18 protein-coding genes are annotated in these 14,903 nt (G+C 63.9%); all 18 read right to left on the bottom strand.

All coding sequences use genetic code 11. From position 1 onward, the window contains the following. Nucleotides 1–5 precede the first annotated feature (5 nt). Complete coding sequence (queE, locus tag ATN00_RS06805) at nt 6–653, bottom strand: 7-carboxy-7-deazaguanine synthase (RefSeq protein ID WP_062063425.1); 648 nt, start codon at nt 651–653, stop codon at nt 6–8. Nucleotides 654–665: 12 nt separating this feature from the next. Next, nucleotides 666–1,358, bottom strand: a complete 693-nt coding sequence (gene queC, locus ATN00_RS06800; protein WP_062063423.1) for a 7-cyano-7-deazaguanine synthase QueC — start codon at nt 1,356–1,358, stop codon at nt 666–668. A 47-nt stretch (nt 1,359–1,405) separates the two neighbouring features. Next, on the bottom strand, nt 1,406–1,807 hold the full coding sequence (locus ATN00_RS06795; RefSeq protein ID WP_062063421.1) for a DUF3617 domain-containing protein: 402 nt from the start codon (nt 1,805–1,807) through the stop codon (nt 1,406–1,408). A gap of 157 nt (nt 1,808–1,964) precedes the next feature. Beyond that, a complete protein-coding gene (hslO, locus tag ATN00_RS06790; protein WP_062063419.1) occupies nt 1,965–2,870 on the bottom strand; it encodes an Hsp33 family molecular chaperone HslO in 906 nt (301 codons plus the stop codon). 100 nt (nt 2,871–2,970) lie between these two features. Next, nucleotides 2,971–3,900: an ornithine carbamoyltransferase gene (gene argF, locus ATN00_RS06785; RefSeq protein ID WP_062063417.1), complete on the bottom strand. Its 930-nt coding sequence runs from the start codon at nt 3,898–3,900 to the stop codon at nt 2,971–2,973. Between the two features lie 102 nt (nt 3,901–4,002). Further along, nucleotides 4,003–5,202, bottom strand: a complete 1,200-nt coding sequence (locus ATN00_RS06780) for an aspartate aminotransferase family protein (protein ID WP_062063415.1) — start codon at nt 5,200–5,202, stop codon at nt 4,003–4,005. Between the two features lie 153 nt (nt 5,203–5,355). Further along, on the bottom strand, nt 5,356–5,751 hold the full coding sequence (locus ATN00_RS06775; RefSeq protein WP_062063413.1) for a flagellar export chaperone FliS: 396 nt from the start codon (nt 5,749–5,751) through the stop codon (nt 5,356–5,358). 17 nt (nt 5,752–5,768) lie between these two features. Then, complete coding sequence (gene fliD / locus ATN00_RS06770) at nt 5,769–7,178, bottom strand: flagellar filament capping protein FliD (protein ID WP_062063412.1); 1,410 nt, start codon at nt 7,176–7,178, stop codon at nt 5,769–5,771. A 93-nt stretch (nt 7,179–7,271) separates the two neighbouring features. Beyond that, nucleotides 7,272–7,742 carry a hypothetical protein gene (locus ATN00_RS06765; RefSeq protein WP_062063410.1) on the bottom strand — a complete coding sequence of 157 codons (471 nt, stop codon included), beginning with the start codon at nt 7,740–7,742 and terminating at the stop codon, nt 7,272–7,274. Nucleotides 7,743–7,831: 89 nt separating this feature from the next. Then, the gene (locus ATN00_RS06760; RefSeq protein ID WP_062063408.1) at nt 7,832–8,965 is read right to left on the bottom strand and encodes an EscU/YscU/HrcU family type III secretion system export apparatus switch protein; all 1,134 of its coding nucleotides are present in this window, start codon (nt 8,963–8,965) and stop codon (nt 7,832–7,834) included. 3 nt (nt 8,966–8,968) lie between these two features. After that, the gene (gene fliR, locus ATN00_RS06755; RefSeq protein WP_062063406.1) at nt 8,969–9,751 is read right to left on the bottom strand and encodes a flagellar biosynthetic protein FliR; all 783 of its coding nucleotides are present in this window, start codon (nt 9,749–9,751) and stop codon (nt 8,969–8,971) included. After that, complete coding sequence (fliQ, locus tag ATN00_RS06750; protein WP_021244590.1) at nt 9,748–10,020, bottom strand: flagellar biosynthesis protein FliQ; 273 nt, start codon at nt 10,018–10,020, stop codon at nt 9,748–9,750. Before fliQ ends, fliR begins: the two co-directional genes overlap by 4 nt. Before the next feature lie 10 nt (nt 10,021–10,030). Continuing rightward, nucleotides 10,031–10,813, bottom strand: coding sequence for a flagellar type III secretion system pore protein FliP (gene fliP / locus ATN00_RS06745; protein ID WP_062063404.1), 783 nt, complete (start codon nt 10,811–10,813; stop codon nt 10,031–10,033). After that, nucleotides 10,803–11,066 (bottom strand): FliO/MopB family protein, encoded by a 264-nt coding sequence (locus ATN00_RS06740; RefSeq protein WP_021244588.1) that lies wholly within the window; start codon nt 11,064–11,066, stop codon nt 10,803–10,805. The genes fliP and ATN00_RS06740 overlap by 11 nt, the downstream gene beginning before the upstream one ends. Nucleotides 11,067–11,150: 84 nt before the next feature. Next, complete coding sequence (fliN, locus tag ATN00_RS06735; protein WP_062063402.1) at nt 11,151–11,486, bottom strand: flagellar motor switch protein FliN; 336 nt, start codon at nt 11,484–11,486, stop codon at nt 11,151–11,153. Beyond that, nucleotides 11,483–12,367: a flagellar motor switch protein FliM gene (locus ATN00_RS06730; protein ID WP_062063400.1), complete on the bottom strand. Its 885-nt coding sequence runs from the start codon at nt 12,365–12,367 to the stop codon at nt 11,483–11,485. The genes fliN and ATN00_RS06730 overlap by 4 nt, the downstream gene beginning before the upstream one ends. 49 nt (nt 12,368–12,416) lie before the next feature. Continuing rightward, nucleotides 12,417–13,049 (bottom strand): flagellar basal body-associated FliL family protein, encoded by a 633-nt coding sequence (locus ATN00_RS06725; RefSeq protein ID WP_062063398.1) that lies wholly within the window; start codon nt 13,047–13,049, stop codon nt 12,417–12,419. Between the two features lie 26 nt (nt 13,050–13,075). Beyond that, nucleotides 13,076–14,902, bottom strand: coding sequence for a flagellar hook-length control protein FliK (locus tag ATN00_RS06720; protein ID WP_062063396.1), 1,827 nt, complete (start codon nt 14,900–14,902; stop codon nt 13,076–13,078). Nucleotide 14,903: the final 1 nt, after the last annotated feature.

Below are 14,903 nucleotides of genomic sequence, written 5' to 3'. Positions count from 1 at the left end.
CGGTCTCAACGCAGACCCAGATATTTGTGGGACTGGAGCGTCAGCCGCCAGCGCGGGCGCTCCATCACAAAGGCGATGGCGGCTTTGACATTGTCCGCCGCCGCCGCATCGTCGAGCGGCTGGACCAGCAGATGACCGAACGCCCATTGCTCCATGGCGTCGACCTCTTCCACGGAATGGCCCGCGCCCGGCTGCGGCCATACAAGCTTTAGCTCATCGCCACTTTTCTGGACGACATCACTGCCGGCCTTGGGGCTGATGCAGACCCAGTCGATTCCCGGATGGACCGGCAAGGTTCCATTGCTTTCTATCGCAATGGTGAAGCCACGATCGTGCAGCGCATCGACCAGGGCATCGTCGATCTGCAACATCGGCTCGCCCCCGGTCAGGACGATGTAACGCAGCGCCCGGTCCTGTCCCCAAAAATCCTGCGCGGCATCGGCGAGCGCGGCGGCGTCCGGGAATTTGCCGCCGCCTTCGCCATCGGTGCCGACGAAATCGGTATCGCAAAAGCGGCAGACGGCGTCGGCCCGGTCACGTTCGCGGCCGGTCCAGAGGTTGCATCCGGCAAAACGCAGGAACACGGCCCGGCGTCCGGCATGCACCCCCTCTCCCTGGAGGGTCAGGAACATTTCCTTGACCGCATAGCTCATCGCATGAAGCCTTCAGGGCCGCGTCGCATAATGGGTGGGGTCGGTCAGACCCGCTTCCTGAAAACCCTTGGCCCGCAACCGGCAGCTATCGCACAGGCCACAGTGCTGGCCGTTGGGCGCGGGATCATAGCATGACCAGCTCATCCCCGCATCCAGCCCCAGCCGATGGGCTTCCCGCACGATGTCCGCCTTGCTCATATGCTGAAGCGGTGTGTTGATGCGAACGGGTTTGCCTTCCACGCCCGCTTTGGTGGCCAGCGTCGCCATCTTCTGGAACGCATCGATAAATTCCGGGCGGCAGTCGGGATAACCGGAATAATCCAGCGCGTTCACGCCGATGAATACATCGTTCGCGCCCGCCGCCTCGGCCAGTCCCAGTGTCAGCGAAAGAAATATGGCGTTGCGGGCCGGAACATAGGTGACGGGAATATCAGCCCCCACGCCTCCTTTGGGCACCGCGATGTCGGCTGTCAGCGCCGACCCGCCAAAAGCGGTCAGGTCCAGCGGCAGGACGATGTGGGACATCGCATTCAACGCCTTTGCGATACGCGCCGCCGCGCGCAGTTCCACGCGATGCCGCTGATTATAATCAATCGTCAGCGCCAGCACATGATAACCCGCCTCGCGAGCCAGCCCGCCGGCAACCATTGAATCCAGTCCTCCCGAAAGCAGGACGACGGCGAATTTTCCTTTATTTGCGACCATGGCGTGATGCGCTAACGCCCCATCCCCGCACGCGCAAGCCCGGCTTCCTAGCGGCAGGCGCCAATGCGACGAGCTTCCATGACCCGTGCAAAAGGCGCGCCGTTCGCCACGCCTTGCGATCGAATCTGCACCAGCCGCGGCGTTTCGACGCGCACGTCGGTGCGTCCTCCGCCGCCCGCCGCGCAGTCATAAGTGACCGATGCTGCGGCAGGTTCATCTTTCACGGTGAAGAAGCGGCATTGGTGGCGGGCATGTTCCGTCTGGAGGAGCTGACGCGGATCGCGCACGCAGATCCGGCGCTTTCCTCCATCCTTCTCCAGCGCGCGCAATTCCCATTCGCCCGGCTGCACCGTATCGAGCGCGACCAGCCGTTGCGGCTTTGCCGCGGCCGTTCCTGCCGCCATCATCAACGTTCCCACAATGATCGCACGCAACCACATCGTCACCATAGATCCTCAATAGCCCCGCTACGCATCGTCGGCAAACAGCCGGCCGCCCTTCCACGTCCCCAGATAAGCGGAATAGTGCCCAATTGCGGCAATTTGATAGCGCAGGAAGGATGGCCCTGCCCCAATGTGGGACATGGTCCTGCCCCGATCGAGCGGATCAGTGCCGGGTGAAACTATCGAGCGCGAGCGGGAACAGGCGCGAGCAAAAGGCGCAATCGACGCCGATCACCCCGCGTTCGTCCGCCATTTCCGCGCGCTCCTGCTCGGAAAAACGGCCAATGACGTCGCGGATATGGTCCAGGTCGCAACGGCATCCCTTGGCCAGGACAGAGCTTTCCGTCACGCGCACCTCCTGCTCCTCATGGAACAGCCGCCAGAGCATATCCGCCAGCGGAAGCATGTCGTCCGTCAGTTCCTCGTCCTTCAACGTTATCGCCAGCGCCTGCACATGCTCCCATTCGGGATGATCGTGCCGCACATGCAGCCGCTCGCGGCCGACTTCGCCTTCGGGCAGGTGCTGGAGCAGCATGCCCGCCGCGAAGCATCCGTCCGCCTCATGACGGGTTGCGATCTGGATGATGCTGGGAATTTGTTCGGACTGGAAGAAATAATGCTCCGCCGCCTGCGCGATCGATTCGCCATCCAGCGGCACGATGCCCTGATAACGCTCGCCGGTCACCGCCTGATCGAAGGTGATGGCAAGATAGCCCTTGCCAAACAGCCCGAACAGCGTGGGGTCGGCGCCAAGCTCCGCCAGACGGTCGGCATCGAATTTGGCATAGCCTCTCAGTTCGCCCGCCTTGTAATCGGCCACCAGCAGGCTCACCACGCCATTTTCCGTCTGCGCCTGCAGCGTGAGCTGCCCCCCGGCATCCTTGAGCGTGCTGCCGAGCAGCGCCGCGAGCACCAGACCGGAGGCTAGCAGGCGCTCGATCTGCGGCGGATAGTCATGCGCGGCAAGCACATCGTTCAGCACAGGCCCGAGGCGCACGATCCGTCCGCGCACATGGCGCGAGGGAATGGTGAAACCCAGAGCTTGGTCGACATTGGCGGAAAAGGTCAAAAACGGGCTCCGATTATCGCCGCACGAACGGCGGGAGAGAAGGACAGCATCCCCGAGGGCGGGGATGAACCCCGGCTAGATAGGAATGCCGCCGCAAAACTCAACCGAGCAGGCCGAACGCCCACAGCAGGACGGATTTCTGGGCATGGATGCGGTTTTCCGCTTCATCCCAGATCAACGACTGCGGTCCGTCGATGACCTCCGCCACCACTTCCTCGCCGCGATGCGCGGGCAGGCAATGGAGGAACTTCGCGTCCGCCTTCGCCCCGGCCATCAGCGCGGGCGTCACCTGATAGGGCATCATCGCCTTCAGCTTTTCGTCCGCGTGGGCCTGTCCCATGGAAATCCATGTGTCGGTGACGACGACATCGGCATCCGCCACCGCCGCCTGCGGATCGCGGGTCAGGGTGATGCGCGATCCCAGCGCCTGTGCCGCCTCCGCGAAGGACGGATCGGGATCATAGCCTTCGGGCACGCCGATGCGGACGTCGAACTTGAGCAGGCCCGCCGCCTCCACGATCGAATGGAGCACATTATTGCCGTCGCCCAGCCACGCCCACTGGCTGCCCGGCAGGGCCAGCCCATGCTCCACCACCGTCAGCAGATCGGCGACGATCTGGCAGGGGTGCGACAGGTCGGTCAGGCCGTTGACGACCGGAACGCTGGCATAGTGCGCCATTTCCTCGATCTTCGCATGGTCGTCCGTGCGGATCATGATCGCATCGCACATGCGGCTGAGCACGCGGGCCGTATCCGCCACTGTTTCACCGCGCCCAAGCTGGCTGGTCGCGCCGTCCAGGATCAGCGAATTGCCGCCCAGTTGCCGGATCGCCATGTCGAAGGAGACGCGCGTGCGGGTCGAATTTTTCTCGAAGATCATCGCCAGCGTCCGTCCGGCGAGCGGCGCATCCGCATCGGTCGCGCCCTTGGGCAGGGCCTTGCGTGCCGCCTTGCGGTCGATGGCGTCGGCGATCATCGCGGCGATGGCGTCGCCGCCCGCGTCGGTCAGGTTGAGAAAATGTCTGGTCATGAATAACCTCCATTCCCATATTCCGTCCGTTTCGCGCTGGTCGGGAAACGCCGTGCAAGGCTCCTCGACGTCACGCGAAGCGAACGGATAGGGAAGATGATGTCAGGCGGCCGCCGTTTCCCCGGCAAAGCTGCGCGCACCGGCTGAAATCCGCTCGATGCATTCGGCGACGTGGCTGTCCTCGATCACCAGCGGCGGCAGGATACGCACGACATTCTGCCCCGCCGACACCGTCAGCAACCCGTGATGATCGCGCAGATGCGCCACAAAAGCGCGCGCATCATAGGCGTCCTTCATCTTGACGCCCAGCATCAGCCCCATGCCGCGCACATCCTCGAACATGCCGTCATGATTGGGGATAAGCTGCTCCAGCGCGGAACGCAGCCGCGCGCCCATCGCCTTGACGCGATCGAGGAAACCGTCCGCCAGCACTTCGTCCAGCACGGCCAGGCCCGTCGCCATCGCCAGCGGATTGCCGCCATAGGTCGAACCATGGGTGCCGAACACCATGCCCTTGGCCGCGTCCTCGGTCGCAAGGCACGCGCCCAGCGGGAAACCAGCGCCGATCCCCTTGGCCACGGCCATGATGTCGGGCCTGACGCCATATTGCTCATGCGCGAAGAAGGTGCCGGTTCGCGCATAGCCGCATTGCACTTCGTCCAGGATCAGCAGCAGCCCCTTCTCGTCGCACAGCTTACGCAGACCAGCCAGAAATTCCTGCGTCGCGGGCGTGACGCCACCTTCGCCCTGCACCGGCTCCAGCAGGAAACCGGCGGTATCGTCGTCAACGGCAGCCGTCGCGGCTTCCAGATCGTTGAACGGCACGACCGTGAAGCCCGGCAACAGCGGCTCGAACCCGTCGCGCATCTTGGGCTGGCTGGTGGCCGAAATGGTGCCCAGCGTCCGCCCATGAAAGGCATTGTCGAAGCTGATGATCTTATACCGGTGCGCCGCGCCGTTCACATAATGATAGCGCCGCGCCGTCTTGATCGCGCATTCCACCGCTTCCGCGCCGGAATTGGTGAAGAACACCGTATCGGCAAAGGTCGCGTCGACCAGGCGCTGCGCGAATTTTTCGCCCAGCGGCATGCCGTAGAGGTTCGACGTGTGCATCAGCGTGGCGGCCTGATCCGCGATCGCCTTCACGATCCGGGGATGGCCATGACCCAACAGGTTCACGGCAATGCCGCTGGCGAAATCGAGATAGCGTTCGCCGCGTTCGCCGATCAGGTAACAGCCTTCGCCTCGCACCGGACGGACATCGCACCGGGGGTAGACGGGCATGAGCGGCGGTATCGACATGATGCTTCCCTTTCTGGGCTGATAAATATTCGTCCGATAGACATTTGGCGAAACGCAAAAAGGCGGCCCCCGCCGGGCCGCCCTTTGCGAGAGCCGCCTATACAAGGGCGCCTGTAAAGGCGCAACCCCGCACAGGCGGACCGGATGACGGCTTCAGCCGATCTGGCCCCACGCATCCGCGATTTCATCGATCATGACGCGGGCCTGTTCGACGGCCTCGGCGTTGCGTTCCTTCGCGCCCACGAGCAACAGCCGCCGCGCTTCGCGATAGATTTGGGCAAGGCCGATGGCGATGTCGCCACCCTTGTCGAAATCGAGACTGGATTCGAGCGCAAAGAGGATGGACATGGCGCGCGCCTGCTTGTCCGACACCTTCAGCCGGTCGTTCTGCCGCTCGGCCAGCACGGTGGCTTCCAGCGCGATCAGCAATTCGTCGAACAGGATCTTCACCAGCGCATGGGGCGTCGCGCCTTGCGTTCGCGCACCCGAATGGACGGCCGCATAGCGCCGCGCCGCCATATTGCCCGCATATCCCTGATTATAGAACATTGCCCTTGCGTCCCTGCTTAATTGTCGCTGTTGTTCCAGGAGTCGATCTGCTGTTTCAGATAGCTCTGGGTGGCCTTGAGCGCGGTCAACCGCGTTTCCATGGCCGTGTAGATTTTCGTGAGCTGCGCCTGATAATCCGTCATCTGGTCGCTCAGTTTCTCAAGCTGCGCGGACAGGTTCTTTGCCAGCGCATCATATTTGCTCTGCGCGCTGGCGAGGGGACCGTCCTTCTGCTGGATATTGTCGCGCACATTGTCCATCAGACCGGCCAGACCCGGATTGCTGCCGGATTTGACCGCCGGATTGAGCAATTGCGTGATCGCGGACGGATCGGCCGCCATCGCCTTGTCCAATGTCTTGGTGTCCAGCGTCAGCGTGCCGTCGCGATTGGTCGTGACGCCCAGATCCGCCAGCGTCTTGTATGCACCGGTGGGAGACAGCGCCGCCGACGTCATCTGCGAAAGCTGGCGCTTCATGTCGCGGATGGAGGATTCGCCGTTCAGCACGCCCGCGCTGGAGGAATCGGCGCCTTTCGACGTCGCGGTGTTCAGCGCCTTCATCAGCGTGTTGTAGGCATCGACGAATTCCACCATCAGGTCGCGCATCGACGTGGTCGGCTCGGTCGTGGCCAGCGTGACGGATGTGCCCGGCGACGCCTTGTTGAGGTCGATCCGCAGATAGGGAATGGCCGTATCGACGGTGTTGGTGGCGTAATGCTGCTCCACGCCGTCCAGCAGGATGATCGCATCCTGGGCCGTCGACGCGGAAGTGAAGGAAGAATTGGCGTTCGGCCCCGCCTTCGACCAGGCGAATTTTTCCAGTTCGGCGGAATCGGCGCTCAGCGAGAAGTCGTTGGCCTCTCCGCTCGCGCCTTTCATCACCAGCCGCGTTCCCTGCGTATCGGTGACGAGCGAGGCGGTAACGCCGGTTCCGCTGCTATTGATGGCGCTCACCAGGTCGGCATAGGTGCTCGATGCGGTGAGGACGATATTCTTGGGCGCGCCATTGCCCACCGTCAGGGTCAGCGTGCCCGCCCCGACGAGGGCCGTGGCCGACACATTGGGGTCCGGCGCCGTCGCAAGCGTGCGACCGGAGGCAAGCTGCTGCACCTGAAGCTGCGCGGGCAGGCCCTGCGGCGTGCCGCCCGGCAGAGCGCTGACCGTCGCGACGCTGGGATCGTTTGAGGCGGGCACGCCGGAATAACCCGTGCCCGAAAGCAGGCTGTTCAGCGCATCGGCAAACGCATCGAGCGAACTGGACGCTGAAGCGAGCGCGGAAATACGCGCGCTGTTCAGGCTCTGGCGGTCGGTGATGACCTTTTGCTTGGGATCGCGGGCGGCGCTCACCAGGCTGGAAACCAGCGCATTGGTGTCAATGCCCGACCCGACGCCCAGCGCTGTTGAGATACTGCTGCTAACCGAGGTCATGTGCCCGTCCTTTCAGAATGGAAGAACGGCCCTAGCGCCAAGACCTTTAGGAAAGATTTTCGTCAAGCGCCGCCCATCGGCGGCAATGGATTTTCAAACCACCGCGGACAGGATCTGATCCACCGTGCCGCGTTTCATATGCGCCTGCGCCGCATGGGCGTAGCGCGATTGATCGGCCATCCGCCGCGCGAGCATCACGGTGCTTTCCACCGCTTCCTTGCTGGCGGGCGGCAACGGCACGATGATGATCGGCGTCGGCAGCATGGCTTCGATCCGCGAGGTCGCCGCGGCCACCGAGGCGGCCGGGTCGGTCCGCATATCGGCCATGATGTCCGCGATTTCCGCATGGATGCGCGCATATTCCGCGGCGCCCGCAATCTCTTCCTCGAAGGCCGCCTGATCGCGGGCCGGCAGCGCGGGAGCGCGCCCGCGAGAGGCTGCGGCATCGCCATTGTCCGGCTTCACGGTCACGGACTGGGCGGCCGAAACGGCGGGCACGGCATTGGGCCGGGCCGATGCCCGATCCGCAGAGGATATCTCGCTCTTCGACAGATAGTCGCTCATGACGCACATCCTAATGCGTCCCCATGAAGGGAATACGGATGATCGCGGCTAAACTTTAATTCACCATATCGCGTTTTTTTGCCGGCCTGTCACATCTTCTGCCCGTCTGCGTCGAAACGCAGGTCGTCGGGCACGGTGATGAAGGGCCGGTCCATTTCGCTCGCCATGCGGTTTTCCACGCGGAAAACGAAGGCCAATACGGTCGCAACCGCCATATATAGCCCTTCATTGATGACCTGCCCGGCCCGCGACGTGAAGTAGACCGCGCGCGCCAGTTCGGGAAATTGCATGACGGGAACGCCATTTTGATCGGCCAGATCACGGATGGCGGCCGCGATGGCGTCACAGCCGCGCGCCACGACGATGGGCGCTGGGTCTTCGCCCGGCTTGTAGCGCAGCGCGACGGCGAAATGGGTCGGGTTGGTGATGATGACGCTGGCTTCGGCCACGGCCTGACGGGTCGACCCGTTCAGCACCTCATATTGCTTGCGGCGGATATGCCCCTTGAGTTCGGGCGATCCTTCGCTTTCCTTATTCTCGTCCTTCAAGTCCTGCTTCGACATGGCGAGACGCTTGCCCCGCTGGAAGATTTGCGCGGGCACGTCGATCCCCGCGATCAGAAACAGCCCGCCCGCCATGATGAGGCAGGTCATGATGAACATGTCGCCCAGGCTCGACATGGCGGGCGCGACGCCAGCCTTGCCCAGCCCGACTATAGCCGTCAGCCGGTCCCAGATCACCCACGCGCCGATCGCGCCGAGCAAGCCGACCTTCGCCATGGATTTCATCAATTCGATAAGCCCGTTGACGCCGAACATGCGCTTGAGGCCCGATGCCGGATTGAGCTTCGACGCCTTGGGCGCGAACGCTCCCGGCCGAAACCCCAGCGATCCCAGCAGCGCGGGCGCGGCGATGGCGGCGATCAGCGTCGCCAGCAATATGCCGCCCACCGGCAGCGCGATCCCCGACAGCAGCGCCATGCCCCGGTCGGCGGGCGCGAAGTCGACAATATCCTCCCGCCGGAAACGCAGCGCTTCGATCAGCATGTGCGACAAAGCCTCGACAAGCGAAGGCCCCATCACCGCCAGCCAGCCGATTCCCGCCATCACCACCAGCGCGGTTCCCAGCTCGCGGGACTGGAGGATGTCGCCCTTCTTGGCGGCGTCCTGCAATTTCTTCTGTGTCGGCTTTTCGGTCTTTTCGCCGCTATTGCCCTCCGCCATGGCTCAGCGTCCTTCCGCGATCGACTGGGCCTGCTCCAGCCCGGCCTTGAGCGCGGCGGCAATGCCCTCGCCCATCACCGGCGTGGCGATGGCGAGCAGCACCAGTCCCGCCATCAGCGCAACCGGCATCCCAACGGCGAACAGGTTGAGCGAAGGCGCGGTCCGCGCCAGCATTCCCATCACGATCTGCACCAGCACCAGCGCGAAGCCCACCGGCAGCGCGATGGTCACGCCCGCCCCCAGCAGCGCCCCGCCAAATTCGATCAGGTGCCACACCGCATCGTTGCTCAGCATCGCCGCGCCCGGCGGCAGCGCCTGATAGCTTTGCACCACGAAGCTCGCCAGCATCAGATGCCCGTCCATCGCCAGCAGCAGGAAGGTTGCGAGGATGGACAGGAACTGCCCCACCACCTGTGTCGACTGGCCCGATTGCGGATCGACCATCGCGGCGAAGCCCAGGCCCATGCTGTTGCCGATCGCCTCCCCCGCGACGAAGGCGGCGGCATAGCCGATCTGCACGGCGAACCCCATGGCAAGCCCGGCCAGCACTTCCCCCGCGACCAGCATCACGCCTTCGAAGCTCGCCACGCCGTCCTGCGGCAGATGGATCGGCACGGCGTTGAGCGCCGCCAGCCCCAGCGCCAGCGACAGGATCAGCCGCAACTGCAACGGCACCGCGGGCGCACCGAATACCGGCGCGGCGATAAAGGCCGCTCCGGGCCGGATCATCGCGATCAGCCAGATCCAGAGCTGTGTTTCCACGCCCGCAAAGCCGGGCGCCATCATTGCAGCAGGTCCGGTATCCGCTCAAATATTTCGCGAGTGAAGTCCGCGACCAGCACCATGATCGACCCGCCGAACAGCGCCAGCATGGCGCACACCACGATGATCTTGGGAATGAAGCTCAACGTCTGTTCGTTGATGGAGGTCGCGGCCTGCACCATGCCGATCAGCACGCCCGCGATCAGGGCCGGAATCAGGATCGGCGCCGCCGCCAGCGCCGTGATCCACAGCGCCTGCTGCGCCAGCCCCATGAAGAAATCGGCGTTCTCCATCGGTCCGGCCCTATGTCGCGAAGGAGCCGGCGAGCGACCCCATGGTCAGCGCCCAGCCATCGACCAGCACGAACAGCAGCAGCTTGAACGGCATGGATATGATCGTCGGCGACAGCATCATCATGCCCAGCGCCATCAAGGTGGACGCCACGACAAGGTCGATGATGAGGAACGGCAGGAAGATCATGAAGCCGATCTGGAAGGCGGTCTTGAGTTCGCTCGTCACGAAGGCGGGCAGCAGGATTGAAAAGGGAATGTCGGCGGACGACCGGAAAGCGGGCGCTTCGGCCATATTGGCGAACAGCTTGAGGTCCGTCTCCCGCGTCTGCTTCACCATGAAGCCGTGCAGCACCTTGCCGGAGCGGCCCACCGCTTCCTCGATGGAAATCTGGCCCTTGCCATAGGGATCGAACGCCTGCGCGTTGATCTGGTCGATGGAAGGGCGCATCACGAACAGCGAGAGGAACAGCGCGAGGCCCACCAGCACCTGATTGGGCGGCGTCTGTTGCAATCCCAGCGCCTGCCGCAACAGCGACAGCACGATGATGATGCGCGTGAAGCTGGTCATCATGAGCACGAGCGACGGCAGCACCGTCAGCAGGCTCATCAGCACCAGGATCTGCAAACTCAGCGACAATGGGCGGCCATCGCCGGAAATCTGCCCCATGGCCCGGCTCAGCGCGCCGCCATTGTCGACGGGTGCCGCCGGAACCGCCTGCGCCAACGCCGGATGGACGAGCAGCAACCCGCCCCCCAGCAGTGCAAAACCGATCAGAAGCGTCTTAACGCGCACGGAACGGATCGCCTTCCGCGATCTTCTCGATCCGCCCGCGCGTGACGGACAGCAGGATTTTCTTCCCCTCAAACTCCACCACCGCCAGCTTGCCGAACGTCCCCATCGGCAATGCCTCAAGCAGTTTGAGCGACCGGCCGTCCTGACCCGCCATCATGCCGGGCTGATATTTGCGCCACAGCCACAGCGCGCCGAAGGCCATGCCGCCGACCAGCGGCAGCAGGATCAGCAGTTTGACGAAGTACCAGAACATGAAGCGGCCCCGCGACTATGGTTAATGCGCCATCCGATCCGCAAGAACGGCCCGCAACGCAAGCGAAAAGACTTGCGCCTGCGATCAGCCGCGCCGCTCGACGCCCGCCAGACGGGTTTCGGTGGCGGCAATATCGACGATGCGGATGCCATATCGGCCATTGACCGTCACCACCTCGCCCTTGGCGATCAGCGCGCCGTTCACCATGATGTCGAGCAGATCATCGGCCTGACGGTCCAGTTCCACGATGGAGCCTTCGGCCAGGTCCATGACCTCCGCCAGGCGCAGGGACGTCGATCCCACTTCCACCGACATGCGGACGGGAATGTCCGCCAGCAGCTTGAACTGGCGGTTGGAGGCCATGCCGACCGCGGCATCCTCATGCCGGTCCATGCGCGGCGCTTCTGTCATGTCACTCATTGATCCGGTCCTTGTGCAAGCTTTTCGATCTGGAAGGCGGCGCGGCCATCCTGTTCACCGATGGTTCCGTGCGCCACGATACGGTCGCCGACGATCAGCGGCAGGCTGCGTCCGATGGTCACGGGGATGACGTCGCCCGCCTTGAGCTGCATCAGATCGGCGAGCGAAAGATTGGGCCGCGCCAGCACAGTGCGCGCTGGCAGGCGGATGTCCTGCATCTGGCGGGCGATACGCGCCTGCCAGACGGGATCGACATGTTCTTCGTCCGTGGGCATCCGAACGCCCATCAGCGCCTCGACGCCCCGCAGGGCGGAAAGCGGAAACAGCAGGTCGATCGGCCATGACTGATCGCGGCTGAGGCTGATCGTGAAGCGTTGCAGCACCATCTGGTCGCTCGGCTGCGCGGCGGCGGCAAAACCTAGCCCGGTCTCACGCGCGACCAAGCCGGCGTCGAGAGCGATCACCTCGCCCCAACATTCCATCAGCCGCGTTACGAGCGCTTCGGCGATCCGCGCGATCAACCGGTCTTCGGTAGGCGTGAATTCCCCCTTGGACGGCATGGGGCGATTGCCGACGCCGCCATAAAAGCAGTCGACCAGCACCGAAATCATCGCCGCGTCCATCCGCAGCAGCATCTGCCCCTTGAGCGGGGTCAGGCGATAGAAGGAAATGCTGGAGAAGTCGGGCAGTTCGCCCGACCACATGCCGAATTCCAGCACGCGGGTCGCTTCAGCGGTCACATGCGGGCGGATGCCGGAAATCGGCTCGATCAGTGTGCGGATGCGCCGGCCAAGCTTTTCGCCCAGCCGGTCGAGTCCGGACAGCATGACCGGAGCCTGCGATTCCCCGCGTCCCAATGCATAGGATTGAACGTCGTTCATGAAAGTCCCCAGCCCGTTCGTCGGGGGACTTCCCGACGTTCAGGCAGCCCTATTGAATAACGAAATTGGTAAAATAAACGTTATCGACGCCGCCATAACCCGTCTTTTGCTTCAAAACATCGTTGATAACGGCCTTGATCTTGACCTGAAGCTCTTTCTTCCCGTCAGGCGTCGCCAGCATGGTTTCGGGCTGTTGCGCCAACAGCATCAGCACCTGGCTGCGAATCGCCATCTCATGCGTCTTGATCGCCTCGATCACGCGCATGTCGTAATAGGTCGACACGGCGAGTGAAATCTGCGCGAAGGCGTCCGTATCGGACATGTTGGACGTGAAGGGCGTCTGCAGTTGGAAATAGGTCGCCTGATAGGCGGTCGGATTCGTCGGCGTCGGCAGGTCGATGCCCTTGCCCGGCGCATGGCCCGCGACAGCCGCGCCACCCCCTCCATGCCCGCCGCCGCCCATGCCGTGGGCCTTGGCGACTTCCTCGGCATTTTCGCCCGCCAGCACCAGCACAGGCTTGGTTGGATCTTCCTTGGGGCCTTCTTCCTTGTGCGAGAAGAAACCGGCCGCATAGAGCCCGCCGGCGGCCCCCGCGCCCCCGACAAGCGTGGCGATGACAAGCATGATGATCATTTTCATGCTCCCGCCTTTTTTCTTCTTGGCCTTCGCCTCATCGCTCATGGTTCATGTCCCCTGGAACTGGTCGATCACGCATAGCGCGCGCGGCGGGCATCGCCTGCGCCGTCACCTGCGTCCTTTTGGTTAATAACGGCCCTGTCGGCGCTTCCTTTATGGCCGGAGGCGATATTTTCCCGCGCTTGCCATTGGCCCTGGCGTTCCGACTGGGCCATGCCTTGCCCGGCGCCTTGCCCGGCGCCCTGCCAGCCTGACGCAGACCCTTGCGAAGAGGATTGCTGCCCCGGCTGCTGCTGCCCCGATTGCTGGTTGCCGGATTGTCCCGCGCCGTCCGGGCGGGCGGCTTCCGCCACATGCGGCGCGCGCTCGATCTTCACGTCGGCGATACGAACGGCCGCCAGTCCCGCATCCAGCCGAAGGCGATCGCTGTCCTGCTTGAGGGCGATCTCCGCCGCCTCATTGGCGACCGTCAGGCTGACGGCAGCACCATCGGCGCCCTGCCGGATATCGACCTGAACGGACCCCAGCTGACTGGCGTTGATCTGGAAGCGTCCATGCGCGCCATTCTGCGCCAAACCGGCAATGTCGCGCGCCAGACCGTCGATCCACTGCCCCGACACGCCCATATCGACCACCTGCGCGCCCAGCGATGCACCGACATCGACGGTCGGCATCATGGCGGCGACCGCAGGAGCCGGAACACCGGTGGCCACAGGCTGCGGCTGGGCGGAAGCCGTTGCGCCCGCAGGATCGGCATCACTGACGGCTATCGCGGGCGGCATGGTGGGTTCCGCGATCGTCGGCTTACCATCCCGTCCGCCTTTATGCGCCGCCGCCATCGCTTCAGGCACGCGCGCGGTTTCAGGAGAAGTCCGCGCAAACTGTTCGCGCACCATCTGGAGCAGCGAAAGGGCTTCCGACCGCGCCAATTTACCGGCGGGCGCGGCGGACGGCGAAACTGTTCCCACCACGGGAGAGGCCGCCGCCTCATCATCGGGCGATAACAGCGCATCCTTGCTGGTGACTTTGCCAGGAGCAATCGACGGCTTCTTGTCCGTCAAAACGGTATTTTGGGTTCCGTCATTCGGCACGGCGGGTTCTGCCTGCGGTTGAGCAGCAACCTCCGGCTTGCTCGACGAGCGTACCGTCCCCGCCGGTGCAGGAACGGACGGCGTGGAAACCGCCACCTTGACCTTTTCCGCAGCCATCACAGGCTGATCGACAGGAGCGGGGCGCACCATTTCAGGCACAGGCGCGACGATCACTGGCTGGGCAGGGACAGTCGGCGGAGCGACCGCTGCCACATCCTCGCCCGTTTCCTTCACCTCATTTTCGTCAGCCGGTTCTCCGCCCTCCACAGGTTCGGCCTCATCGATCTTGTCGTCCGGTACGGGACGGGCAATCGCGGGCTGCTCCGGCAAATGATCCACGGCGGTCCTGGGCTTGTAATCCGCGATGATCCCGGCGCCGGAAACAGCGGTCTGGTCCGTGGCTTCGCCCTTCTCCGCGTCGTCCACCGGCGTTCCCACAGGCGGCACGGCTGTGACCGGTCGCTCTACAGCCGCGGAAATATCCGGAACGATGGATGGGATAGCCGGAAGGACCGGCTCTTCCAGCATCTCAGGCGCAATGGATGGGGCGTCAGTCGCGGGCGGCGCGGCGGGAGGGGGCACGGCAACATCCGCCCCTGCGTCCACGACCCCCTCCTTCGCAGTCGCTCCGGCGGAAAACGCCGGGGTATCGGAAACCGCGACATGCCCCTTCATGGAACCGTTCAGCAATGCCGCGAAATCAACCTTTCCCGCCGGAAGGGTCGCGCCGGACCCGTCACCGGCCAGAGGCATCTTCATCGCGGCGGAGGAAAACAAAAGCGTCTTGAGACTGGTCAACATGTTCATG

The organism is Sphingobium baderi (assembly GCF_001456115.1).
Lineage (GTDB): Bacteria > Pseudomonadota > Alphaproteobacteria > Sphingomonadales > Sphingomonadaceae > Sphingobium > Sphingobium baderi_A.
This window is presented reverse-complemented; position numbering and strand designations above follow the sequence as displayed.